17 protein-coding genes are annotated in these 21,722 nt (G+C 70.1%); 9 read left to right on the top strand and 8 right to left on the bottom strand.

The genetic code is table 11. The features are described from left to right. Positions 1–320: 320 nt before the first annotated feature. Both EEJ31_RS05730 and EEJ31_RS05735 read right to left on the bottom strand, forming a co-directional pair. Positions 321–1,127, bottom strand: a complete 807-nt coding sequence (locus tag EEJ31_RS05730; protein ID WP_123045345.1) for a family 1 encapsulin nanocompartment shell protein — start codon at positions 1,125–1,127, stop codon at positions 321–323. Then, positions 1,127–1,525 (bottom strand): ferritin family protein, encoded by a 399-nt coding sequence (locus EEJ31_RS05735; RefSeq protein ID WP_233563751.1) that lies wholly within the window; start codon positions 1,523–1,525, stop codon positions 1,127–1,129. Before EEJ31_RS05735 ends, EEJ31_RS05730 begins: the two co-directional genes overlap by 1 nt. A gap of 116 nt (positions 1,526–1,641) precedes the next feature. On the opposite strand from EEJ31_RS05735, the gene EEJ31_RS05740 reads away from it, so the two are divergent. Further along, positions 1,642–4,158, top strand: a complete 2,517-nt coding sequence (locus EEJ31_RS05740) for a DEAD/DEAH box helicase (protein WP_123045346.1) — start codon at positions 1,642–1,644, stop codon at positions 4,156–4,158. Between the two features lie 122 nt (positions 4,159–4,280). Here EEJ31_RS05740 and EEJ31_RS05745 read toward each other — a convergent pair whose 3' ends face one another. The 3 genes from EEJ31_RS05745 to EEJ31_RS05755 all read right to left on the bottom strand — a co-directional run bounded on the left by EEJ31_RS05745 (position 4,281) and on the right by EEJ31_RS05755 (position 7,646). Continuing rightward, positions 4,281–5,660 carry an L-serine ammonia-lyase gene (locus EEJ31_RS05745; RefSeq protein WP_123045347.1) on the bottom strand — a complete coding sequence of 460 codons (1,380 nt, stop codon included), beginning with the start codon at positions 5,658–5,660 and terminating at the stop codon, positions 4,281–4,283. Between the two features lie 67 nt (positions 5,661–5,727). Further along, complete coding sequence (locus tag EEJ31_RS05750; RefSeq protein WP_123045348.1) at positions 5,728–6,339, bottom strand: CoA-binding protein; 612 nt, start codon at positions 6,337–6,339, stop codon at positions 5,728–5,730. After that, on the bottom strand, positions 6,336–7,646 hold the full coding sequence (locus EEJ31_RS05755; protein WP_123045349.1) for an O-acetylhomoserine aminocarboxypropyltransferase/cysteine synthase family protein: 1,311 nt from the start codon (positions 7,644–7,646) through the stop codon (positions 6,336–6,338). The genes EEJ31_RS05750 and EEJ31_RS05755 overlap by 4 nt, the downstream gene beginning before the upstream one ends. 212 nt (positions 7,647–7,858) lie before the next feature. Here EEJ31_RS05755 and EEJ31_RS05760 point away from each other — a divergent pair, with 212 nt between their 5' ends. Next, positions 7,859–9,043, top strand: a complete 1,185-nt coding sequence (locus EEJ31_RS05760; RefSeq protein WP_123045350.1) for an FAD-dependent oxidoreductase — start codon at positions 7,859–7,861, stop codon at positions 9,041–9,043. 209 nt (positions 9,044–9,252) lie between these two features. Here the strand turns inward: EEJ31_RS05760 and EEJ31_RS05765 are convergent, their stop codons facing one another. From EEJ31_RS05765 to EEJ31_RS05775, 3 genes are all read right to left on the bottom strand, one after another. Beyond that, the gene (locus tag EEJ31_RS05765; RefSeq protein WP_123045351.1) at positions 9,253–10,251 is read right to left on the bottom strand and encodes a YeiH family protein; all 999 of its coding nucleotides are present in this window, start codon (positions 10,249–10,251) and stop codon (positions 9,253–9,255) included. Between the two features lie 145 nt (positions 10,252–10,396). Beyond that, on the bottom strand, positions 10,397–11,500 hold the full coding sequence (locus EEJ31_RS05770; protein ID WP_123045352.1) for a fatty acid desaturase family protein: 1,104 nt from the start codon (positions 11,498–11,500) through the stop codon (positions 10,397–10,399). A gap of 149 nt (positions 11,501–11,649) precedes the next feature. Beyond that, positions 11,650–13,164 carry a dolichyl-phosphate-mannose--protein mannosyltransferase gene (locus tag EEJ31_RS05775; RefSeq protein WP_233563752.1) on the bottom strand — a complete coding sequence of 505 codons (1,515 nt, stop codon included), beginning with the start codon at positions 13,162–13,164 and terminating at the stop codon, positions 11,650–11,652. A 114-nt stretch (positions 13,165–13,278) separates the two neighbouring features. Here EEJ31_RS05775 and rsmI point away from each other — a divergent pair, with 114 nt between their 5' ends. The 7 genes from rsmI to EEJ31_RS05810 all read left to right on the top strand — a co-directional run bounded on the left by rsmI (position 13,279) and on the right by EEJ31_RS05810 (position 21,677). Next, positions 13,279–14,094 (top strand): 16S rRNA (cytidine(1402)-2'-O)-methyltransferase, encoded by an 816-nt coding sequence (rsmI, locus tag EEJ31_RS05780; RefSeq protein WP_123045354.1) that lies wholly within the window; start codon positions 13,279–13,281, stop codon positions 14,092–14,094. Positions 14,095–14,144: 50 nt separating this feature from the next. Continuing rightward, positions 14,145–15,707: a methionine--tRNA ligase gene (gene metG / locus EEJ31_RS05785; RefSeq protein ID WP_123045355.1), complete on the top strand. Its 1,563-nt coding sequence runs from the start codon at positions 14,145–14,147 to the stop codon at positions 15,705–15,707. Between the two features lie 70 nt (positions 15,708–15,777). Further along, positions 15,778–16,731 (top strand): TatD family hydrolase, encoded by a 954-nt coding sequence (locus EEJ31_RS05790; RefSeq protein ID WP_123045459.1) that lies wholly within the window; start codon positions 15,778–15,780, stop codon positions 16,729–16,731. Positions 16,732–16,782: 51 nt separating this feature from the next. Continuing rightward, positions 16,783–17,613: a 16S rRNA (adenine(1518)-N(6)/adenine(1519)-N(6))-dimethyltransferase RsmA gene (rsmA, locus tag EEJ31_RS05795; protein WP_123045356.1), complete on the top strand. Its 831-nt coding sequence runs from the start codon at positions 16,783–16,785 to the stop codon at positions 17,611–17,613. A 60-nt stretch (positions 17,614–17,673) separates the two neighbouring features. Then, positions 17,674–18,609 (top strand): 4-(cytidine 5'-diphospho)-2-C-methyl-D-erythritol kinase, encoded by a 936-nt coding sequence (locus tag EEJ31_RS05800; RefSeq protein WP_123045357.1) that lies wholly within the window; start codon positions 17,674–17,676, stop codon positions 18,607–18,609. A gap of 134 nt (positions 18,610–18,743) precedes the next feature. Continuing rightward, positions 18,744–20,594: an ABC-F family ATP-binding cassette domain-containing protein gene (locus tag EEJ31_RS05805; protein ID WP_123045358.1), complete on the top strand. Its 1,851-nt coding sequence runs from the start codon at positions 18,744–18,746 to the stop codon at positions 20,592–20,594. 204 nt (positions 20,595–20,798) lie between these two features. Continuing rightward, positions 20,799–21,677 carry a MetQ/NlpA family ABC transporter substrate-binding protein gene (locus tag EEJ31_RS05810; protein ID WP_123045460.1) on the top strand — a complete coding sequence of 293 codons (879 nt, stop codon included), beginning with the start codon at positions 20,799–20,801 and terminating at the stop codon, positions 21,675–21,677. Positions 21,678–21,722: the final 45 nt, after the last annotated feature.

The following is a 21,722-nucleotide window of genomic DNA, read 5'->3' on the forward strand; positions in this document are numbered from 1 at the left end:
CACCTGCTCCACCGCCACGGCTGGAAGATCCAGGTCATCGACAACGTCCCCTGGTTCATCCCCCCGGTCACCGTCGACATCCACCAAACACCACGCCGCGGCGGCCGACTCAGACCACCGACCAGACGGTGACCGGCACCACGGTCACCGGCAATGCAGCGACCGGCAAGGCAGTGACCGGCAAGGCAGTGACCGGCAAGGCAGTGACCGGCAATGCAGTGACCGGCTACCGGCGACTGTTCTTCTCCGCCGCACCGGTGGCCGTTCACGTCTTCACTGATGCGCCCATCGCTACAGTCGCGGCCTCCCGCTGCGCCCGGCTACTCGGCGGCGAGGGCGATGGCGGCCTCGGGTGTTGCGACCCGGAAGCTGAACGACTGCTCCAGGTAGAGATGCACATCTTCGCTGTCGTGGAAGTCGTAGCCGAGGGCGAGGTCTTCGCCCGACTCGAAGAGGAAGTCGCCGCCGCGCAGGCTCAGCACGACGCCGCCGCGCACGCCAGGGGCCCACACGATCGGGCCGCCGAGAATCTGCCGCAGGTGGTCGAACAGCGGATACCCGCCGTGCTCAGCCGTCTCGATGATGGCCGTGTAGTCCGCCGGTCCCACCGCGAGGCCGTAGGGGCCGCTCACGCCGCTGCCGAGCAGCACCTCGACGGCCTTGGCGACGCGACGGGGATAGTCGTTGAAGTCCTCGACCCGTGGCACGGTCTGGTGAACGGATGCCTCGGCGATGCCGGTGATGCCGGCCGCCGGCCAGCCGTGGAACACCGCGATGTTCTCGGCGCGAGCCATCGCCATGGCGGCGTCATCGAGCGCGTCGAGGTTCGTGTCGACCGCGCCGCGGTCGTGGTCGAGGAGTTCCCTGCGGGAGACACTGAAGTCGGCGCGCAGCTCGATGAGCGGCAGCACCTGGCGGCGCCTCGCGGTCACCGCGTCGGCGGGCGTCGAGACGACCGGCTCGGTGTGCCCGAGGTTCGTGGCGGAGTGGGCCCAGCCGAGCGGGCCGGCGAAGTCGACGAGCTTGCGGGCGCCGAGCGCGACGACGAGGCGTTCCCGGGCCTCGGAATCGAGCAGGGCCCAGCCGGCGTCGGAGATCGGGGCGTGGGCGCGAAGCAGGTGGTCCATCAGAGTCCCTTTCCTTTCAGGCTGCCGATGCCGAGGCCGGCGGTGGTCGCGGAGCCGCCTGCCGCAGAGGCGCCCTGGCCGCCGGAGCCGGCCGCCGCCTCGGAGCGCTCACCGTTCTCGACGATGTCGCCGTCCTGGAACAGGATGCCGCGCGCCGTCTGGCGCCACACCGGCCGGTGACGCATCAGGTACTCGAGCTCCATGCTGAAGTGCTTGAACTCCTCGCCGAGCGAGTCGATCATGATGGCCTTGGAGACCTCGTCCTTCTCCAGGGAGATGCGCTGCTCGTACCAGCCGATGGCCTCCGCCTCCTCGGTGAGGTTCGCACACATGCGCGCGAAGGTGCGGGTCTCCTCCGACAACTCCTCGGGGGGCTCGTGGTATTGCTCGGTTCCCATCTGCGTCCTCTCGCCTGACGCGGGTGCCGGCTGCGGCATCCGTTGCTCGTTCACGACTCTTCGACAGTACGCCCGGGTCGTCCGGCTGTCAGGGGATAGGGCAGGATCGAAGGACCATGCCATTTCTTGAAGCGCTCCCGCACGTCACCGACCCCGACGTGCTGTTCGAGGCGTTCGAACTGTGGGCGGCTCGGCAGCAGCTGAGCCTGTACCCGGCGCAGGAGGAGGCGCTCATCGAGGTTGTGTCGGGCGCGAACCTGATCCTCAGCACCCCCACGGGCACCGGGAAGTCGCTCGTCGCCGTCGGCGCACACTTCGCCGCCCTTTCGGCCGGCCGACGCAGCTTCTACACGGCGCCGATCAAGGCGCTGGTGAGCGAGAAGTTCTTCTCCCTCGTCGAGACGTTCGGAGCTGAGAACGTCGGAATGATGACCGGCGACTCCTCCGTGAACTCCGACGCGCCGATCATCTGCTGCACGGCCGAGATCCTCGCGAACCTGGTGCTGAGGAACGGCCCCGACACGCCCGTGCACCAGGTCGTCATGGACGAGTTCCACTTCTACTCCGACCCCGACCGGGGCTGGGCGTGGCAGGTGCCGCTGCTCGGGCTGCCGCACGTGCAGTTCATCCTCATGTCGGCCACGCTCGGCGACGTCACCGCACTCGCCGACGACCTCAGCCGGCGCACCGGCCGGGAGACCGCCGTCGTCACGGGTGTGGAACGGCCGGTGCCGCTGCACTACTACTACGAGACCAGCCCGATCCACGACACGATCGAGGAGCTGCTGGAGACCGGCCAGGCGCCCGTGTACGTCGTGCACTTCTCCCAGCTCGCGGCCGTCGAGCGGGCGCAGGCGCTGGCCAGCGCCAAGGTCGCCACGCGCGAGCAACGGGATGCGATCGCCGAGCTGATCGGCGAGTTCCGGTTCACGACGAGCTTCGGCAAGTCGCTCGCCCGGCTGATCCGCATGGGCATCGGCGTGCACCACGCCGGCATGCTGCCGAAGTATCGGCGCCTCGTCGAGCAGCTCGCGCAGCGCGGCCTGCTCCGGGTGATCGCGGGCACGGACACGCTCGGTGTCGGCATCAACGTGCCCATCCGCACGGTGCTGCTCACGGCGCTCACCAAGTTCGACGGAACCAAGATGCGGCAGCTGAACGCCCGCGAGTTCCACCAGATCGCCGGACGGGCCGGGCGGGCCGGTTACGACACGGCGGGCACCGTCGTCGCGCAGGCGCCCGAGCACGAGACCGAGAACCTCAAGGCCATCCAGAAGGCGGGCGACGACCCGAAGAGGAAGCGCAAGATCATCCGCAAGAAGGCACCCGACGGATTCGTGTCATGGGGTGAGCCGTCGTTCCAGCGCCTGATCGAGGCCGAACCCGAGACCCTCACCTCGAGCATGCAGATGACGAGCGCCATGCTCATCAACGTCATCGCCCGCGGCGGCGACGTCTTCGGCAACGTGCGCGCGCTCGTGTTCGACAACCACGAGCCGTGGAAGCGGCAACTGGCGCTCGCGCGGCGTGCGCTCGGGATCTACAAGACGCTGCGGGCGTCGGGTGTGGTGCAGCAGGGCGCGGGAGGGGACATCCGCTTGACCGTCGACCTGCAGCCGAACTTCGCGCTCAATCAGCCGTTGTCGCCGTTCGCGCTCGCCGCGTTCGAGCTGCTCGACGCGGAGGCGCCCACCTACGCGCTCGACATGGTCTCGATCGTGGAGGCGACGCTCGACGACCCGCGGCCGGTGCTGCGCGCGCAGGAGTTCACGGCGCGCGGCGAGGCGGTCGCGGCGATGAAGAGCGACGGCGTCGAGTACGAGGAGCGCATGGCGCTGCTGGACGACGTGACCTATCCGAAGCCGCTGCAGGAGCTGCTCGAGTACGCGTTCGAGAGCTACAAGCAGGGCCAGCCGTGGATCGGGGACTTCGAGTTGCGGCCGAAGGCGGTCGTGCGCGACATGTATGAGCGGGCCATGTCTTTCGGGGAATATATCGCGTTCTACAAGCTTGCCCGGAGCGAGGGCGTGGTGCTGCGCTACCTCTCCGACGCGTACCGGGCGGCCCGGCAGACGATCCCCGACGACGCGAAGAGCGAGGACCTGCTCGACCTGATCGAGTGGCTCGGCGCGCTGGTGCGGCAGGTGGACTCCAGCCTGCTCGACGAGTGGGAGGAGCTCGCCCATCCGGACCTCGCCGCCCACGAGGCGGAGGCCACCGCCGTGCTGCCGCCCGCGCCGCCGCGGCTGACGACCAACGTGCGGGCATTCCGGGTGTTGGTGCGCAACGAGCTGTTCCGCCGGGTGCAGCTCGCGGCGCTCGAGCACTACGACGAACTCGGCGCCCTCGACGGGGCGAGCGGCTTCACCGAGAACGTGTGGGCGGAGGCGATGGACGGCTACTACGCCGAACACGACGAGCTGCTGACCGGGCCGGATGCCCGCAGCTCGGCGCTGCTCATCCTCGACGAGGGGCCGGCCGGGGCCGGGACCGACGGGGTGTGGACGGCGCGGCAGATCTTCGACGACCCGGCCGGCGACCACGACTGGGGCATCAGTGCCGAGGTCGACCTGGCCGCCTCCGACGAGGCCGGGGAGGCCGTCGCGCGCGTCACCGCCGTCAACCGCCTGTAGCGGCCGCGTTTGTTCGCCGCGCCCGAGTTCCCACCGCCGACATAGACAGTTCCGGTCGAGACCGCCAGGTGCGCCTGTCTGTCTCGACCGCAACTGTCAAACTCGGCGGGGTGCGCGGCCCGTCAGCACTCGACGACGTTGACGGCGAGGCCCCCCTCGCTGGTCTCCTTGTACTTCGTCATCATGTCGACGCCGGTCTGCCGCATCGTCTCGATCACCTGGTCGAGCGAGACCAGGTGCGTGCCGTCGCCGTGCAGCGCCAGCCGGGCCGCCGACACGGCAGTCGACGACGCGATCGCGTTCCGTTCGATGCAGGGCACCTGCACGAGCCCGCCCACGGGGTCGCAGGTGAGTCCGAGGTGGTGCTCCATCGCGATCTCGGCGGCGTTCTCCACCTGCCGGGGCGTGCCGCCGAGCACGGCGCAGAGCCCGCCGGCCGCCATCGCGCAGGCCGTGCCCACCTCGGCCTGGCATCCGCCCTCGGCGCCCGAGATCGACGCCTTCGCCTTCACGAGCGCCCCGATCGCGGCCGCCGTGAGCAGGTACCGACGGATGCCGTCGGCGTCGGCCCCCTGGGCGAAGCGCAGGTAATAGTGCCCCACGGCGGGAATGATCCCGGCGGCGCCGTTCGTCGGCGCGGTCACCACACGGCCGCCCGCCGCGTTCTCCTCGTTGACGGCGAGGGCGAACGCGTGCAGCCATTCGGTGGAGGTGTCGCGTTCGCGCTGCGCGAGGCCGTCGTACTCCTCCAGTTGCTGGCGGATGCCGGCGGCGCGGCGCTTCACGTGCAGCCCGCCGGGGAGCACCCCGCCGCCGGCGAGACCGGACGTGACGCACGCGTGCATGGCGGCCCAGATCGCGTCGAGGCCCGCGTCCAGCGCGTCGGGCCCGTGGATGGCCTCCTCGTTGGCGCGGGCGATGTCGCTGATCCCGGCGCCCGCGCTGTCGCACGCGGCGAGCAGCTCCCGGCTCGAGGCGTAGGGGAACGGGATCGGGACCGGGGGAGCGGCCTCGCCCACCGGGTCCCCGTCGCGGCGGATGAAGCCGCCGCCCACCGAGTACCAGGTCTCCTCGAAAAGCGGCAGCGCATCCGTTGCCCCCCACGCGGTGAGGGTGAGTGCGTTCGGGTGACCGGGGAGGCGCGTGCGGGGTTCGAAGCTCACGTCGCCCGGGGCCACCGGGATGGGATGCCGGCCCGCGAGGAGGAGCGTGGCGCCCTCCGTCAGGCCCGACCACGCGGAGCGCACGTCGGCGGGGTCGCACGTTTCCGGCTCATGCCCGGCGAGGCCGGCCAGCACCGCATCCGGGGTGCCGTGGCCGAGGCCCGTTGAGCCGAGGGAGCCGTAGAGCGAGCAGGTCACCCGGCTGACATGGTCGAGCAGGCCGGCCGCGGCGAGGTGCTCGGCGAAGGCGCGGGCCGCCCGCATCGGGCCGACCGTGTGGGAACTGGACGGACCGATCCCGATCGAGAAGAGGTCGAGGGCCGAGACGTACGCTGTCACCCTGACATGCTACGGGTGCGCTCACGCAGCTTTGTTGCGCTACGGGCGGTTTTCCTGCCCGATCTGGCTAGCGGATGGTCTTCCGCGCCGTGATCTGCCCGGTGTCGAAGCCGAGCAGGTGCAGGCCGCCGTGGAAGCGGGCGTGCTCGATCTTGATGCAGCGGTCCATGACCACGGTGAGTCCCTTCGACTCGCCGTATTCGGCGGCGTCCTGGTTCCAGATGCCGAGCTGCACCCAGATCGTCGGCGCGCCGACGGCGACGACCTCGTCGATCACGGCCGGGATGTCGGCCGGCTTGCGGAAGACGTCGACGATGTCGGGCACCTCGGGCAGCGACGCGAGGTCGGGGTAGGCCTTCTCGCCCAGGATCGTGTCGGCGTTGGGGTTCACGAAGTACACGCGGAAGTCGGTGGACTGTTGCAGGTAGGTGCCGACGAAGTAGCTCGAGCGGGCCGGGTTCGGGGAGGCGCCGACGATGGCGATGGACTTCGCGCCGCGCAGGAGTTTCAGCCGCTCCTTGGCGTCGGGGCCGGTCCAGGTGCGTTGCGACTTCAGCAGCCGGGCGAGCGGCGACGACGCCGGGATGCTGCAGTTCAGGCCGTTGGCCAGCTGGACGCTGGCCGTGCCGGCGGTGTCAGCGGATGCGGCGGCATCCGTCGCGGAGTCGGTGACGGTCATCGGGAAATCAGCTCCGCAGTCGTGGGCACCGCCTGCGCGAGCGCCTGGTCGAGGTCGTAGATGATGTCGTCGACGTCTTCGATGCCGACGCTCAGGCGCACCAGCCCGGGCAGCACGCCAGCGTCGGCGAGCTGCTGCTCGCTCAGCTGCGCGTGCGTGGTGGAGGCGGGGTGGATGACGAGGGTCTTCGCGTCGCCGATGTTGGCCAGGTGGCTGGCGAGGTCGACGGACTCGATGAAGGTGCGTCCGGCATCCCGGCCGCCCCTCACGCCGAAGCTGAACACGGAGCCGGGACCCTTGGGCAGGTACTTCCCGGCGCGTTCGAAGTGGGGGTGGCTGGGCAGCCCGGCCCAGTTGACGAACTGGACGCGCGGGTCCGCGTCCAGCCACTCGGCGACCACGCGGGCGTTGTCGATGTGCGCCTGCATGCGGTACGGCAGGGTCTCGACGCCCTGGGCGAGGAGGAAGGCGGAGTGCGGCGCGAGCGCGGGGCCCATGTCGCGCAGCTGCTCGGCGCGGAGCCGCGTGAGGAACGCGTACTCGCCGAAGTTGCCCGACCACTGCAGGCCGCCGTAGCTGGGCACCGGCTCGGTGAACAGCGGGAAGCGGTCGGTGTCCCAGTCGAACCGGCCGCTCTCGACGACGACGCCGCCGAGGGTGGTGCCGTGGCCGCCGAGGAACTTGGTGGCGGAGTGGATGACGATGTCGGCGCCCCACTCGAACGGGCGGCTGAGGTACGGCGTGGCGAGGGTCGCGTCGATGATGAGCGGAACGCCGGCCGCGTGGGCGACGTCGGCGAGGCCCTCGATGTCGGCCACTTCCCCGGAGGGGTTGGCGACGCTCTCGGCGAAGATGAACTTGGTCTTGTCGGTGACGGCGGCCGCGTAGTCGGCCGGCTCGGCGCTCTGCACGAACGTGGTCTCCACGCCGAAGCGGCGCAGTGTTACGTCGAGCTGCGTGATCGAGCCGCCGTAGAGGTTCGCCGACGCCACGATGTGGTCGCCCGCGCCGGCGAGGCTCGCGAAGGTGATGTACTGCGCCGCGAGTCCGCTGGCGGTCGCGACGGCGCCCAGGCCGCCCTCGAGGCTCGCGATGCGCTCTTCGAACGCTGCGACGGTGGGGTTGGCCAGGCGGGAGTAGACGTTGCCGTATTTCTGCAGGGCGAAGCGGGCGGCGGCATCCGCTGTGTCGTCGAAGACGAACCCGCTGGTCTGGTAGATCGGCAGCGCCCGGGCGCCGCTGACGGGGTCCGGGATGTTCCCCGCATGGATCGCGCGCGTGGTGAAGCCGTATTCCCGATCTGCCATGCGGCAACGCTAGCGGCGCCGGGCGGGCGGGGCGTACACCGGCGTAACACGGCGCAACGTCGACTCGCGCGCCCCACCTTTCCGTGAGGGGACAGCTTTTCCTAGTCTTAGACGCCGCGAACTGGGTAAAGCTGTCCCCTCACAGGGCCGGCGGGCGTGAGCGCGGCGGGGTGAGCGCGGCCCGCGGGTGCGGGTGCGGCAGGATGGAGCGTATGGGGCAGCACACGGAGACGGTCGACACGCTCGTCATCGGGGGCGGGGCGATGGGCTCGGCGACGGCGTGGCAGCTCGCCCGGCGCGGCCGGGAGGTCGTGCTGCTGGAACGGTTCGGGGCCGGGCATGTGCAGGGTGCGTCGCACGGGGCCTCCCGCAACTTCAACACCGCGTACTCCGACCCCACGTATGTCGCGATGCTGGCGGAGTCGCTGCCGCTCTGGCGGGAGCTCGAGGCGGAGTCCCGGACGCGCCTGCTCGACCAGGTCGGTATCGTCAACCACGGTCCGAACCCCGACTTCGACGCCGTCGCCGCGGCGCTCACCGGCGCCGGGCTCCAGGCCGCGTTCCTCGGTGCGGAGGCGGCGGGCGAACGCTGGCCCGGCATCCGCTTCGACGGGCGCGTGTTGCACACGCCCGACGCCGGTCGGCTGAACGCGGATGCCTCGGTGACGGCCCTGCAGACCGCCGCGGCAGCCGCGGGTGCGGACATCCGCCACGGCATCGCCGCTCTCCGACTCGACGTGCTCGGCGACGACCACGTGCGGGTGGCGACCGAGGGCGGCGCCATCCACGCGCGCCGGGTGGTGGTGACCGTGGGCGCCTGGACCGCGAAGCTGCTGCACGGGCTCGTCACGCTGCCCCGGCTCGTGGTCACCCAGGAGCAGCCGGCGCACTTCGCGCTCCGCGACGGCAGCGCCGAGGCCGCCGCCCGCGCCGCCACGGACTGGCCCGGCTTCAACCACGCCTTCGACCCCGCCGACTCGGCGTACGGCTACTGGTACGCGCCGGTCTACGGCATGTACACGCCCGGTGAGGGCGTGAAGGCCGGCTGGCACGGGTCCGGCCCGGTCACCGACCCCGACGCGCGCAGCTTCACGCCGGAGCCGGCGCAGCTTGCGGCGCTGCAGCGCTACGTGCGCGACTGGCTGCCCGGCGCCGACCCCGACGCCGTCGAGCCCGTGAGCTGCACGTACACCAGCACCGAGGACGAGGACTTCGTGCTCGACCGCGTGGGCCCGGTCGCCGTCGGCGCCGGGTTCAGCGGGCACGGCTTCAAGTTCGTGCCGTCGGTGGGGCGGATCCTCGCCGACCTGGCGACGGATGCCGGCCCCGCCCCGGCGCGGTTCGCCCTGCGCAGCACGCCCAACCCGCCCGCCGGCGGCTGGCTCGTCCGCCACTAGCCCTTCCCGCAGCCGCCGTCCGCTCCGTCCCGCAGCCCCTGCCCGCCCTCGTGTGCATAACTCCTTCAATTTCGCCCGCGTCGGGTGGCACTTCCGTGTGTTTCCGGGGGAGACGGCGGACGTGCCGGGCACATTGAAGGAGTTGTGCACTGGGCCGGGCCGTACCCGGGGCGGTAGGCCCGCGCGCGGGGGTGACTGGTGGGCGGCGGCTAGGAGAGCTGCACGGCGCCGAGCGCGAGCATCGCGATCAGCGCCCAGGAGAGCAGGCCCACGACCAGGGCTCGCCACCCGGTGCGCACCAGGGTGGCGAGGCGCACGGCCGAGCCCAGCCCGAACAGGGCCATCGCCAGCAGGGCGGTCTGCACGACATCCGCTGCCTGCAGCACCGGCTCGGAGAGCGGCACCAGGGTGCGCACGAGCACCGCCACGATGAACCCGGCCACGAACAGCGGCACGATAGGCAGGCGCTTGCGGCCGGCATCCGTCGCGCCGGTGAGGCTGACGGCCAGCGTGCGCCGGTGCTCGACGACGGAAGCGATCGCCACCACGGGGGCGAGCATGAGCACCCGGGTGAGCTTGACGACGATCGCCACGGCGAGGGCGGCCGACCCGGCGATCTGCGCCGTCGCGACGACCTGCCCCACGTCGTGCACGCCCGCGCCCACCCAATGCCCGAACTGCAGCGTGTCGAGGCCCAGCGGATGCCAGAGCGCCGGCAGCACGCCGATGGCGAGCGTTCCGCAGAGGGTGACGAGCGCCACGGGGGTGGCGGTCTCCTCGTCCTTCGCCTTGACGACGCCGCTCATGGCCCCGATGGCCGAGGCGCCGCAGATGGAGAAGCCCGTTGCGATGAGGAGCGGCTGGTGGCCCGGCAGCGCGAACCAGCGCCCGAGCGCGTAGGTTCCGGCGAAGGTGATGGCGACGATGGCGACGGTCGTCGCGATCGTCACCCAGCCGAGGCCGGCGATGTCGATAAGGCTGAGTTTCAGGCCGAGCAGCACGACGCCGATGCGCATGAAGCGCTTCGAGGCGACGGAGAGGCCGGGCGCGAGCACGCCGGTGAGGGGCCGCCGGGCGGCGGGGAGCTGGGCGACGATGATGCCGAGCACCACGGCCGCGGTGAGGAGCGGGATCGCCGGGACCAGTGCTTGGATCCCCCAGGCGACGAGCGCCGCCGCCCCCGCGACGAGCACCCCCGGCAACCACATGCGTTCCAGCCTAGAGCCCCGCGAACTGTGACTCGGGCCAGGTTCCGCGGAGTGAGTCACCACTCTTCGTCCGCGAGTGCGGGCGAACTGCCGCCCTCGGCTGGGCGAGGCGGCCGATTGCCCGCACCCGCGGAAGCAACGAGGCTCAGTGCACCCGGAACCGGGCCGTCATGGGGCAGTCGAAGGGGTCGCGCGCGGCGAGGCCCACCTTGTTCAGGTATGCGACCACGATGCGGTACGACTCCATCAGCGACGTCTCGGTGTAGAGGATGTTGTGCTGCTCGCAGTACTCGCGGGTCAGCTCCTGCGCCTTCCGGAGCGCCGGCCGCGGCATGTTCGGGAACAGGTGGTGCTCGACCTGGTAGTTGAGGCCGCCCATGAACGTGTCCATGACGCCTCCGCCGCGGATGTTGCGCGACGTCAGCACCTGGCGGCGCAGGAAGTCGACCTTGCTCTCGTGCGGCAGCTGCGGCATCCCCTTGTGGTTGGGCGCGAACGACGCACCCATGTACACACCGAAGACGGCCAGCTGAACGCCGATGAACGCGAACGCCATGCCCACCGGGAGGAAGTAGAAGATGGCCGCGACGTAGAGCACGACGCGCGTGGTGAGCATGCTGATCTCGAGCCAGCGCTTGTCGACCTTGCCCTTGCCGAACACGGTGCGGAAGCCGTGCATGTGCAGGTTCAGGCCCTCCAGCGTGAGGAGCGGGAAGAACAGGTAGCCCTGTCGACGGGTGATGAACGACGTGAACCAGCCGACCTCGGCGGCATCCGCTTCATTGAAACGGATGACGTCGGGGTCGATGTCGGGGTCCTTGCCGACGACGTTGGGGTTGGCGTGGTGCCGGCTGTGCTTGGTCATCCACCAGGAGTAGCTGATGCCGACGACGAGGTTCGCGAGCACGCGGCCGGCGCGGTCGTTGGCGGGGCCGGACTCGAACACCTGCCGGTGCGAGGCCTCGTGGGCGAGGAAGGCGAACTGGGTGAAGAGGATGCCGAGAGCGCCGGCGATGAGCAGCTGATACCAGCTGTCGCCCAGCAGGGCGAACCCGGTGACGGCGCCGGCGGTGGCGAGAACCAGGATCCCGAACAGCGTCCAGTAGAAGCCGGTGCGGCGGCGGAGCAGCCCGAGGTTCCGCACGGTGTGCAGGAGGGCCGAGTACTCGGTGGTGGGGTTCTTGCCGTCACCGCCCCGGCGGGTTTTCACAATGCGAACAGTGGGGGCTGCGGAAATGACATCCGACATGGGGCCTCCGGTCTTGCGGTGACTTCCCAGCCGTGAAGTGAGCGATTACTCGTCGTGCAGATGTGGTCATCTTACGGGCGAAACCTGACGGAACGGCAGGGCCTCCCACCACTTTCACAGCCGGTCATATGCCGGTCAGGGCATGTATCTCAGCGCCAGCTCGGCAGCCAGATGTGCAGCTGCCAGTACCAGAACGGCGTTTGCAGGCCGGTCCACAGCGGGTAGAAGAAGGCGGTGATGAGCGTGGCCATGACGACGAAGACGAAGACCAGGCGGATGCCGACCGGCCACCGGGCATCCGTGGGGGTGCCCATCACCCGGGCGAGCGCGAGTGTCAGGGCCAGGATGAGGTACGGCTCGAACGCGATGGAATAGAACTCGAACACCGTGCGGTGCAGGTACATCAGCCACGGCAGGTACGCGGCGACGATCCCCATCAGGATGAGCCCCACGCGCCACTCGCGGTAGCGCACCAGCCGGTAGACGAGGTAGAACAGGGCGATGTCGGCCGCCCACCAGATGAGCGGGTTGCCGAGCCCGGTGATGGCCTCGGAGCAGCTGTCGAACGTGCATCCACCCTGGCCGGCGGTGGTGCCGACGTAGTACATGCTGGTCGGGCGGATCATGAACAGCCAGGTGAGCGGGTTGGCCTGGTACGGATGCGGCGTCGACAGCCCCACGTGGTACTGGTAGATGGCCACCTGGTAGTGCCAGAAGCTCTGCACGGTGTGCGGAACCCAGGCCAGCGCTCCGGTCCACGCCGTGCCGGGCTGGTCGGCCCAGTGGCGGTAGAAGCCGTTGCTCGTGATGAACCAGCCCGTCCATGAGACGATCAGGGTGGCGGCGGCGATCGGCACCATGGTGAGGAAGGTCGCGGGCGCCTGCTTGAGCAGCGCCGCGCTCAGCCAGAACGGCAGTCCCTCCCGACGCCGGGCCAGGGCGTCGACCACGACGACGTACACGCCGAACGCCGCAAGAAAGTAGAACCCCGACCACTTCACCGAGCTGCACAGCCCGAAGGCGAGGCCCGCGCCGAGGAGCCAGGGGCGCCACCAGAGTGCCGGTCCCCAGCCCGGTTGCTTCCCGGCGGCACGCTGCTCGGCCAGCCGCACAGCCAGCCGGGTCGCGTGCCACTGCCGGTCGAGGAGCACGGCCCCGAAACCGAGGAGCCCGAAGAACATTACCGAGTTGTCGAGGAGCGCCACGCGCGACATGACGATCGCGTTGCCGTCGATGGCCAGCAGGAACCCGGCGAGTGTGGCGAGGGCGACCGATCCGAACAGCTTCCTGGCGATCAGCATGAGCAGCACCACCGCGAGAATGCCGATGACCGCGGTCGAGATCCGCCAGCCCCAGCTGCTGTCGGCGCCGAGGGCCGCCATGCCGAGGGCGATCAGCCACTTGCCGAGGGGCGGGTGCACCACGAACGACGGATCGGTGCCGAAGATGGCGGTCTGTCCCGCCTCGAACAACGGGTTGGCGTTCTCGGGCCAGGCGGACTCGTATCCGTTGCCCCACAGCGACCAGGCGTCCTTGACGTAATAGGTCTCGTCGAAGACCAGGTGGTGCGGGGAACCGAGGTTCCAGAGCCTCAGCACCGCGGCGAGCAGCGTGACGGCGACCGGCCCCGCCCAGCGGGCGTGATGGCGGAGGGTCAGCAGCACCTCACCATCGTAGTGAGCGGCGCCCTCCCCAGCCGCGAGTGAGCACTCGTTGCGGTTATGAGCGCGCCGCATTCCCGCAGAAACTGCCCACTCGCGACCTGCGAGACTGGGGGCATGATCATCTTGGCCGCGACACCCATCGGCAACCTCGGCGATGTGACCGAGCGCCTGGTCGAGGCGCTCCGCACCGCGCCCGTGATCGCCGCCGAGGACACCCGCGTCACGGTGCACCTGCTCAAGGCGCTCGGCATCGAGAACCGCCCGAAGCTCATCAGCCTGCACGACCACAACGAGCGCGGCAAGGCGGCCGAGCTCGTCGAGCTGGCGCGGGAGTCCGACCTGCTGGTGCTGAGTGACGCGGGCATGCCGACCGTGTCCGACCCCGGTTTTCACCTGGTGGATGCCGCGGCGGCGGCGGGCGTGCGGGTGACGGCGCTTCCCGGGCCCTCCGCCGTGCTCACGGCCCTCGCCGTCTCGGGACTGCCGACCGACCGCTTCACCTTCGAGGGCTTCCTGCCGCGCAAGCCCGGCGACCGCCGCGGCGCGCTCCGGGAGCTCGCCCACGAGCCACGCACCATGGTGTTCTTCGAGTCGCCCAACCGGCTCGCCGACGCGCTGGGCGACCTCGCCGCGGTCTTCGGCGGCGACCGGCGCGTGGTGGTGTGCCGGGAGCTCACCAAGTTCTTCGAGGAGGTCAGGCGTGGCAGCGCCGCCGAGCTCGCCGACTGGGCGGCTGCCGGGGTCAAGGGGGAGATCTGCATCGTCGTCGCCGGGGCGCCGCCGCGGCTCGTCGACCTCGAGACCGGTGTCACCGAGGTGCTGACGCTGGTGGGCGCCGGGGCGAGGCTGAAGGATGCCGCGGCCGACGTCGCATCCGCCACCGGCCTCGGCAAGCGCGACCTGTACGAAGCCGCCCTCAAGCGCCGGTAGGCGCGAGGCCCGCTCCGGGCGCCCGCGCGAACGCCCCGTAGGATGTCAGCATGTCCGATGGCTCCTCCTTTTACGTCACCACGCCGATTTTCTACGTGAATGATGTGCCGCACATCGGGCACGCGTACACCGAGGTCGCCGCCGACGTGCTGGCCCGCTGGCACCGCCAGCGCGGCGAGGACACCTGGCTGCTGACCGGCACCGACGAGCACGGGCAGAAGATCCTGCGCACCGCCACCGCCAACGGCACCACCCCGAAGGAGTGGGCCGACCGCCTCGTGGAGACGGCGTGGAAGCCGCTGCTGGAGACGGTGAACATCGCCAACGACGACTTCATCCGCACGACCGACCCGCGGCACGAGGAGAACGCGGCCCGGTTCCTGCAGGACCTCCACGACGCCGGCCACATCTACACCGGCGAGTACGAGGGCTACTACTGCGTGGGCTGCGAGGAGTACAAGCAGCCCAGCGACCTGGTCGACGGCACCGGCGAATACGACGGGCAGCTCGTCTGCGCCATCCACTCCAAACCCGTGGAGCGCCTGCAGGAGAAGAACTACTTCTTCCGCATGAGCGCCTTCACCGACCGGCTGCTCGCCCTGTACGAGGAGAACCCCACGTTCGTGCAGCCCGAGTCCGCGCGCAACGAGGTGGTGTCGTTCGTGCGCCAGGGACTGGCCGACCTCTCCATCTCCCGGTCCAGCTTCGACTGGGGCATCACCGTGCCCTGGGACGACACCCACGTCGTCTACGTCTGGATCGACGCGCTCCTGAACTACATCACCGCCATCGGCTACGGCCAAGACGAGGCCGAGTTCGCGCGCCGCTGGCCGGCCACGCACATCGTCGGCAAGGACATCCTCCGCTTCCACGCCGTGATCTGGCCCGCCATGCTCATGGCCGCCGGCATCGAGGTGCCCCGCCAGGTGTTCGGCCACGGCTGGCTGCTCGTCGGCGGAGAGAAGATGTCGAAGTCCAAGCTCACCGGTATCGCGCCCAGCCAGATCACCGACACGTTCGGCTCCGACGCGTTCCGCTACTACTTCATGCGCGCCATCAGCTTCGGGCAGGACGGCTCGTTCTCCTGGGAGGACCTCGCCGCGCGCTACCAGGCCGAGCTCGCCAACGGATTCGGCAACCTCGCCTCCCGGGTCATCGCCATGGTCACGCGGTACTTCGACGGCCGCATCCCCGAGGCGGGGGCGCTCACGGCGGCCGACGAGGCGGTGCGTGAGACGCAGAGGCGCGTGACGGATGCCGCGGGCGACGCCATCGACCGGCTCGCGATCCACGAGGCCATCGCATCCGTCTGGGAACTCGTCGACGACCTCAACGGCTACATCACCAGCCAGGAACCGTGGGCGCTCGCCAAGGACCCGGCCAACCGGGAGCGCCTGGAGACCGTGCTCGCGACCGCCGTGCGGGGGCTCGGCACCCTCGCCGTGCTGCTCTCGCCGGTTCTCCCCGTGGCCACCGCCACCCTCTGGGCCGCCCTCGGCGGCAACGGGCCCGTCTCCGGCACGCGCATCGACCGGGCGTGGGAGTGGACCGGCGGCGACCACGTCTCGCCGCTTGAGGCGCTGTTCCCGCGAATCGAGGTGCCCGTTGCCTGAGACCAACCAGATCCCGGCGGACCCGTTCCACCCCGAGGGGGAGCCGAGCCGCCACGGGCAGCCGGCCGACCTGCCGGGCACCGACCCGTCCGGCTACATCCGCCGCCGCGAGCAGGGCGGCGGGCGCGACCTCACCTATCCGCCGCTGCCGGAGCCGCTGACGGTCGGCGTCTACGACAATCACACGCACATCGAGATCGCCGACGGCGACACCCCGCTCACCACGGCGGAGCAGCTGGACCGCGCCTCGAGCGTCGGCGTGCGCGGCGTGGTGCAGGTCGGCGGCGACCTGGAGACCTCGCGCTGGTCGGCCGAGACCGCGGCGCACGAGCCGCGCATGCTCGCCGCCGTCGCCATCCACCCCAATGAGGCGCCCGCCTACGCGGCCGCCGGCAGCCTCGACGACGCGCTCGCCGAGATCGCCGAGCTGGCCGCGCGACCGCGTGTGGCGGCCATCGGCGAGACCGGGCTCGACTTCTTCCGCACCGGCGAGGACGGCATCGCGGCCCAGCGCCGCTCCTTCGAGGCGCACATCCAGATCGCCAAGGAGCAGAACCTGGCGATGCAGATCCACGACCGCGACGCGCACGCGGAGGTCATCTCGACGCTGCACCGCGTCGGGGCGCCGGAGCGCACCGTGTTCCACTGCTTCTCGGGCGACGTGGAGATGGCTGAGATCTGCGCGAAGAACGGCTGGTACATGTCGTTCTCGGGCAACGTGACGTTCAAGAACGCCGACAAGCTCCGCAAGGCGCTGCAGGTGGTGCCGCGCAACCTGCTCCTCATCGAGACGGATGCGCCGTTCCTCACGCCGTCGCCGTTCCGCGGCCGGCCGAACGCGCCCTACCTGCTGCCCAACACCCTGCGCGCGATGGCCGAGTACCTCGAAACGGATGTCTCGATGCTGGCTGCGCTCATCTCCTCCAACACGGAGCTGGTGTACGGCAGGTGGGATGCCGAGACGGTCACCGCCCCCGACGTGCTCACCCAGCCCGAGGACGGCCCGGACGGCGGCCTCGCGTGAGCGCCCGGTGCCTCGCGCCATGAGTGACCCGCGCACCATGACGAGCCGGCGATGAGCGGCCTCCTGGGTCCCGCCGAGATCCGCGACCTGGCCGAGATGCTGGGCGTCAACCCCACGAAGAAGCTCGGCCAGAACTTCGTCATCGACGGCAACACGGTGCGCCGCATCGTCGCATCCGCTCGCGTAGCGGCCGGCGACGTCGTCGTGGAGGTAGGGCCAGGCCTCGGCTCCCTCACGCTGGGCCTCCTCGAAGCCGGGGCGAGCGTGGTCGCCGTCGAGATCGACCCGCGACTCGCCGAGCAGCTGCCGCTCACGGTGCAGCTCATGCAGCCGGGCGCCGCGCTCACCGTGATGCGGGAGGACGCGCTGCGCCTCACCGAGCTGCCGATAGCGGCGTCGCGGCTGGTCGCGAACCTGCCGTACAACGTGTCCGTGCCCGTGCTGCTGCACCTGCTCGAGCACTTCCCCTCGATCAGGGCCGGCCTGGTCATGGTGCAGGCCGAGGTCGGGGAGCGCCTCGCGGCCGCGCCGGGATCCAAGGTGTACGGCAGCCCCAGCGTGAAGGCCGCCTGGTACGGCGATTTCCGCACCGTCGGCAAGGTGAGCCGGCAGGTGTTCTGGCCGGTGCCGAACGTCGACTCCATCCTCGTCGGCTTCGACCGGCGCGAGGAGCAGCTCGCGAGCGAGGAGCTGCGGCGGGCGACGTTCGCGCTCGTCGACGCCGCCTTCCAGCAGCGCCGCAAGATGCTGCGGCAGTCGCTGTCGGCCGTCTTCGGGGACTCGGCCACGGCATCCGCTGCCATCGAGGCTGCGGGCCTCGCTCCCACCCTGCGCGGCGAGCAGCTCACCGTGCACGACTTCCTGGCGATCGCCCGCGCCTGACGGCCGGGTGACCCCCGCTCGCGTGACAAGCGCCGCGTGCGGCTGGGATAGGTTAGAACCATGACCAAAGCGGCCAGTTCTCACGTTGTCCACGCGAGAGCGCCGGGGAAGATCAACGTCTTCATGAAGGTCGGGGCGGTCATGGAGGACGGCTACCATGACGTCGCCACCGCCTACCAGGCCGTCTCGCTGGGCGAGGATGTGCGGGCCTATCCGGCCGACGACTTCTCGGTCAGCTTCGCCGGCAGCATCGATACGTCGGGCCTCGTCACCGACGAGCGGAACCTCGCCATCCAGGCCGCGAAGAGCCTCGCCACGAAGGCAGGGTACCGCGGGGGAGTGCGGCTCGAGATCGACAAGCACGTGCCCGTGGCCGGCGGCATGGGCGGCGGGTCCGCCGACGCAGCGGCGACGCTTCTGGCCTGCGATGCGCTTTGGGGACTCGAGTCCAGCCGTGACGAGCTCGTGGGCGTGGCGGCGACGCTCGGCGCCGACGTTCCGTTCTCCCTCGTCGGCGGCACCGCCATCGGAACGGGCCGCGGCGACCAGCTGAGCCCGGCGCTCGCCAAGGGGCAGTTCCACTGGGTGCTCGCCCTCGCCGAGTTCGGCATGTCCACCCCCGGCGTCTACCAGGAGCTCGACCGCCACCGCGCGCGGCACTCCCGCGAGATCGTCACCTCCTCCCAGCAGCCCACGGTCGACGCGAACGTGCTGCAGGCCCTGCGCGCCGGTGACGCCTCGATGCTCGCCGAGGCGATGCACAACGACCTGCAGGCGCCCGCCCTGCACCTCGCCCCCGGGCTCGCGAACGTGCTCGAGGTCGGCGAGGCGAACGGCGCCCTCGGCGGCATCGTGTCCGGCTCCGGCCCCACCGTCGCGTTCCTCGTGGGCGACTCCGACGACGCCCTCGAGTTGCAGGTGGCCCTGTCCGCGGCGCGCCTGAAGGCCGTGCGCGTCACGGGCCCCGTGCACGGCGCCCGCCTCATCCACGACTGACCCGCCCGCCTGGCATCCCGTGAGGGGTCAACTTTTCCTCGTCGGTGCGATCTCGCACTGGGTAAAGGTGACCCCTCACGACAACGGATACCGGGCGCCGGACGCACAGGCGGGGGCGGGTAAACTCGGGGGAAATGGCACATCTGCTCGGGGCTGAAGCCCTGCACCTCGAATATCCCACCCGCGTCATCTTCGACAGCGTCACCGCCGGCATCGACGAGGGGGACCGGATCGGCATCGTCGGCCGCAACGGCGACGGCAAGTCGACGCTGCTGAACCTGCTGGCCGGGCGCATCGAACCCGACTCCGGCCGCGTGACCCGGCGCCGGGGCGTGACCCTCGGCATCCTCGACCAGGCCGACGACCTCGTGCAGGGCGTGACGGTCGGCCAGGCGATCGTCGGCGGCATCGAGGAACACGTCTGGGCCGGCGACGCGAAGGTGCGCGACGTCATCGCCGGCCTTGTCCGCGACATCCCCTGGGATGCCCTCGTCGACGACCTCTCCGGTGGCCAGCGCCGCCGGGTGGCCCTCGCCGCCGTGCTCACCGGCGACCACGACGTCATCTTTCTCGACGAGCCCACCAACCACCTCGACGTGGAGGGCATCGCGTGGCTGGCCGGGCACCTGAAGACCCGCTGGGCACAGAACTCGGGCGGTCTCGTGGTCGTGACCCACGACCGGTGGTTCCTCGACGAGGTCTGCAACCAGACCTGGGAGGTGCACGACCGCGTGATCGAGCCCTTCGAGGGCGGCTACGCGGCCTACATCCTGCAGCGGGTCGAACGCGACCGGATGGCATCCGTCACCGAGGCCAAGCGGCAGAACCTCATGAAGAAGGAGCTGGCCTGGCTGCGGCGCGGCGCCCCGGCGCGCACCGCGAAGCCGAAGTTCCGCATCGACGCGGCCAACGTGCTGATCGAGAACGAGCCGCCGCCCCGCGACACCGTTTCGATGCAGTCGATGGCGATGCAGCGACTCGGGAAGGACGTCGTCGACCTGCTCGACGTCTCCGTCACCTTCCCGGCGTCGGAGAACACCCCCGAGAAACACGTGCTGCACGACATCACGTGGCGCATCGCGCCGGGGGAGCGCACCGGGATCATGGGCGTCAACGGGGCCGGCAAGTCCACCCTGCTCAGCCTGGTCGCGGGCACCCTGGCGCCCACGAGCGGCAAGGTCAAGCGCGGCAAGACCATCAAGGTCGCCGTGCTCACGCAGCAGCTGTTCGAACTGGAGCACATCCAGAACGACCGCGTGAGCGACGTGATCGGCCGGCAGAAGACGTCGTACATGGCCGGCGGCAAGGAGATCACGCCCGGTCAGATGCTCGAGCGCATGGGGTTCATGAGCGCCCAGCTCTCCACCCAGGTCAAGGACCTCTCCGGCGGGCAGAAGCGCCGCCTCCAGCTGCTGCTCATCGTGCTCGACGAGCCGAACGTGCTGATCCTCGACGAGCCGACCAACGACCTCGACACCGACATGCTCGCCGCCATGGAGGACCTCCTGGACTCCTTCCCCGGCACGCTGCTCGTCGTCTCGCACGACCGGTACCTGATCGAACGGGTCACCGACAACCAGTACGCGGTGATGGATGCCGGCTTCCGCCACCTTCCCGGCGGGGTCGACCAGTATCTGGAGCTGCGGAGGAAGGCCGAATCCGTGGCCGGTGCCGCCTCGACCGGTTCGCCGACGGAAGCCCCGGCCGGCGGCAGCACCGGCGGCAGCGCAGGCGGTTCCGGTTCGCGCAGGCTCGCCATCGGCGGCGCCGAGCTCCGCAACGCCCAGAAGGAGCGTGCGTCGATCGACCGGAAGGTCGCGAAGATGCAGGCGCGCGTCGTCGAACTGCACGAGAAGCTCGCCGTGCACGACCAGTCGGATTACGACGGGTTGGGCACCTTCACTCGGGAGATCGCCGAACTCGAGGCATCCGTCGCGGCCATGGAAACCCGATGGCTCGAACTTTCTGAGCTGATCGAGGGCTGAGTCCGCAGGATCTGTGACGGTTTGTGTCAGGGTGGCCCACGCGGCACAGGACCTTCGGTTATCGTTGAACGGTGCCTCGCGGAGCTGCGGCACAGACCCCCACGCTCACATTCCGTGGTTCCCCTGTGCCGCCACGACAGCGACCGCTGCCCGAAGGGCCGGCACACACAGCGAAAGGGAATCACCGTGAAGAAGACTCTGCCCATCTCAAAGCGCCTGCTGGCCGCTCTCGCCGTCGTACCGCTCGTCGCGGCGATGACCGCCTGCGCCGGCGGTGCGGGCGGCGATGACGAGGTCGTGAAGATCGGCGTCGTCGGCGCCGGCGACCCGTACTGGGCGGACTACAAGCAGGAGGCGAAGGACGCCGGGATCAACGTCGACATCATCGACTTCTCGGACTACACGCAGCCGAACCCCGCGCTGGCCGAGGGCGAGATCGACCTCAACCAGTTCCAGCACATCGTCTACCTCGCCGACTACAACGTGTCGGCGGGCAAGGACCTCGTGCCGATCGGCGCCACCGCGATCTACCCGCTCGCCGTCTACTCCAAGAAGTACACGAGCGTCGATGACATCAAGAAGGGTGAGACCGTCGCGGTGCCGAACGACCCGTCGAACCTCGCCCGGTCGCTCCTGGTGCTGCAGTCCGCGGGCCTGATCGAACTCAAGGGCGGCGGCAGCATCTTCTCCACCCTCGCAGACATCGACGAGGGCGCATCGAAGGTGAAGGTCAAGGCGATGGAGGCCTCGCTCACCCCGACGTCGCTTCCCGACGTCGCCGCGGCCGTGATCAACAACGACTTCGTGGAGAAGGCCGGCCTCAAGTTCGAGGACGCCATCGCCAAGGACGACCCGTCCGACCCGAACGCCATTCCGTACGTGAACATCTTCGCCGCCCGCGCCGAGGACAAGGACAACCCCACGTACAAGAAGCTCGTCGAGATCTACCAGAACAGCAAGAAGGTGCAGCAGGGCGTGCTTGACATCTCCGGCGGAACGGCCGTGCTGGTGAAGACGCCCGTCTCCGACCTGCAGGCATCCCTTGAGAAGGTCGAGAAGGAAACCGCCGCCCAGAAGAAGTAGCAGCGCCGGGCCGCCGCGCCGTCCGCGAGTGAGCAGTAACTGCGG

The organism is Cryobacterium tepidiphilum (genome assembly GCF_003716325.1).
In the GTDB taxonomy this organism is placed as follows: Bacteria; Actinomycetota; Actinomycetes; order Actinomycetales; family Microbacteriaceae; genus Cryobacterium; species Cryobacterium tepidiphilum.

What these genes read in the sequence shown, in the direction of transcription:
- EEJ31_RS05730 (WP_123045345.1), bottom strand. Translation starts at nt 1,127, where the DNA reads ATGGACCACCTGCTTCGCGCCCACGCCCCGATCTCCGACGCCGGCTGG.
- EEJ31_RS05735 (WP_233563751.1), bottom strand. Translation starts at nt 1,525, where the DNA reads ATGGGAACCGAGCAATACCACGAGCCCCCCGAGGAGTTGTCGGAGGAG.
- EEJ31_RS05740 (WP_123045346.1), top strand. Translation starts at nt 1,642, where the DNA reads ATGCCATTTCTTGAAGCGCTCCCGCACGTCACCGACCCCGACGTGCTG.
- EEJ31_RS05750 (WP_123045348.1), bottom strand. Translation starts at nt 6,339, where the DNA reads ATGACCGTCACCGACTCCGCGACGGATGCCGCCGCATCCGCTGACACC.
- EEJ31_RS05755 (WP_123045349.1), bottom strand. Translation starts at nt 7,646, where the DNA reads ATGGCAGATCGGGAATACGGCTTCACCACGCGCGCGATCCATGCGGGG.
- EEJ31_RS05760 (WP_123045350.1), top strand. Translation starts at nt 7,859, where the DNA reads ATGGGGCAGCACACGGAGACGGTCGACACGCTCGTCATCGGGGGCGGG.
- EEJ31_RS05765 (WP_123045351.1), bottom strand. Translation starts at nt 10,251, where the DNA reads ATGTGGTTGCCGGGGGTGCTCGTCGCGGGGGCGGCGGCGCTCGTCGCC.
- EEJ31_RS05770 (WP_123045352.1), bottom strand. Translation starts at nt 11,500, where the DNA reads ATGTCGGATGTCATTTCCGCAGCCCCCACTGTTCGCATTGTGAAAACC.
- rsmI (WP_123045354.1), top strand. Translation starts at nt 13,279, where the DNA reads ATGATCATCTTGGCCGCGACACCCATCGGCAACCTCGGCGATGTGACC.
- metG (WP_123045355.1), top strand. Translation starts at nt 14,145, where the DNA reads ATGTCCGATGGCTCCTCCTTTTACGTCACCACGCCGATTTTCTACGTG.
- rsmA (WP_123045356.1), top strand. Translation starts at nt 16,783, where the DNA reads ATGAGCGGCCTCCTGGGTCCCGCCGAGATCCGCGACCTGGCCGAGATG.
- EEJ31_RS05800 (WP_123045357.1), top strand. Translation starts at nt 17,674, where the DNA reads ATGACCAAAGCGGCCAGTTCTCACGTTGTCCACGCGAGAGCGCCGGGG.
- EEJ31_RS05805 (WP_123045358.1), top strand. Translation starts at nt 18,744, where the DNA reads ATGGCACATCTGCTCGGGGCTGAAGCCCTGCACCTCGAATATCCCACC.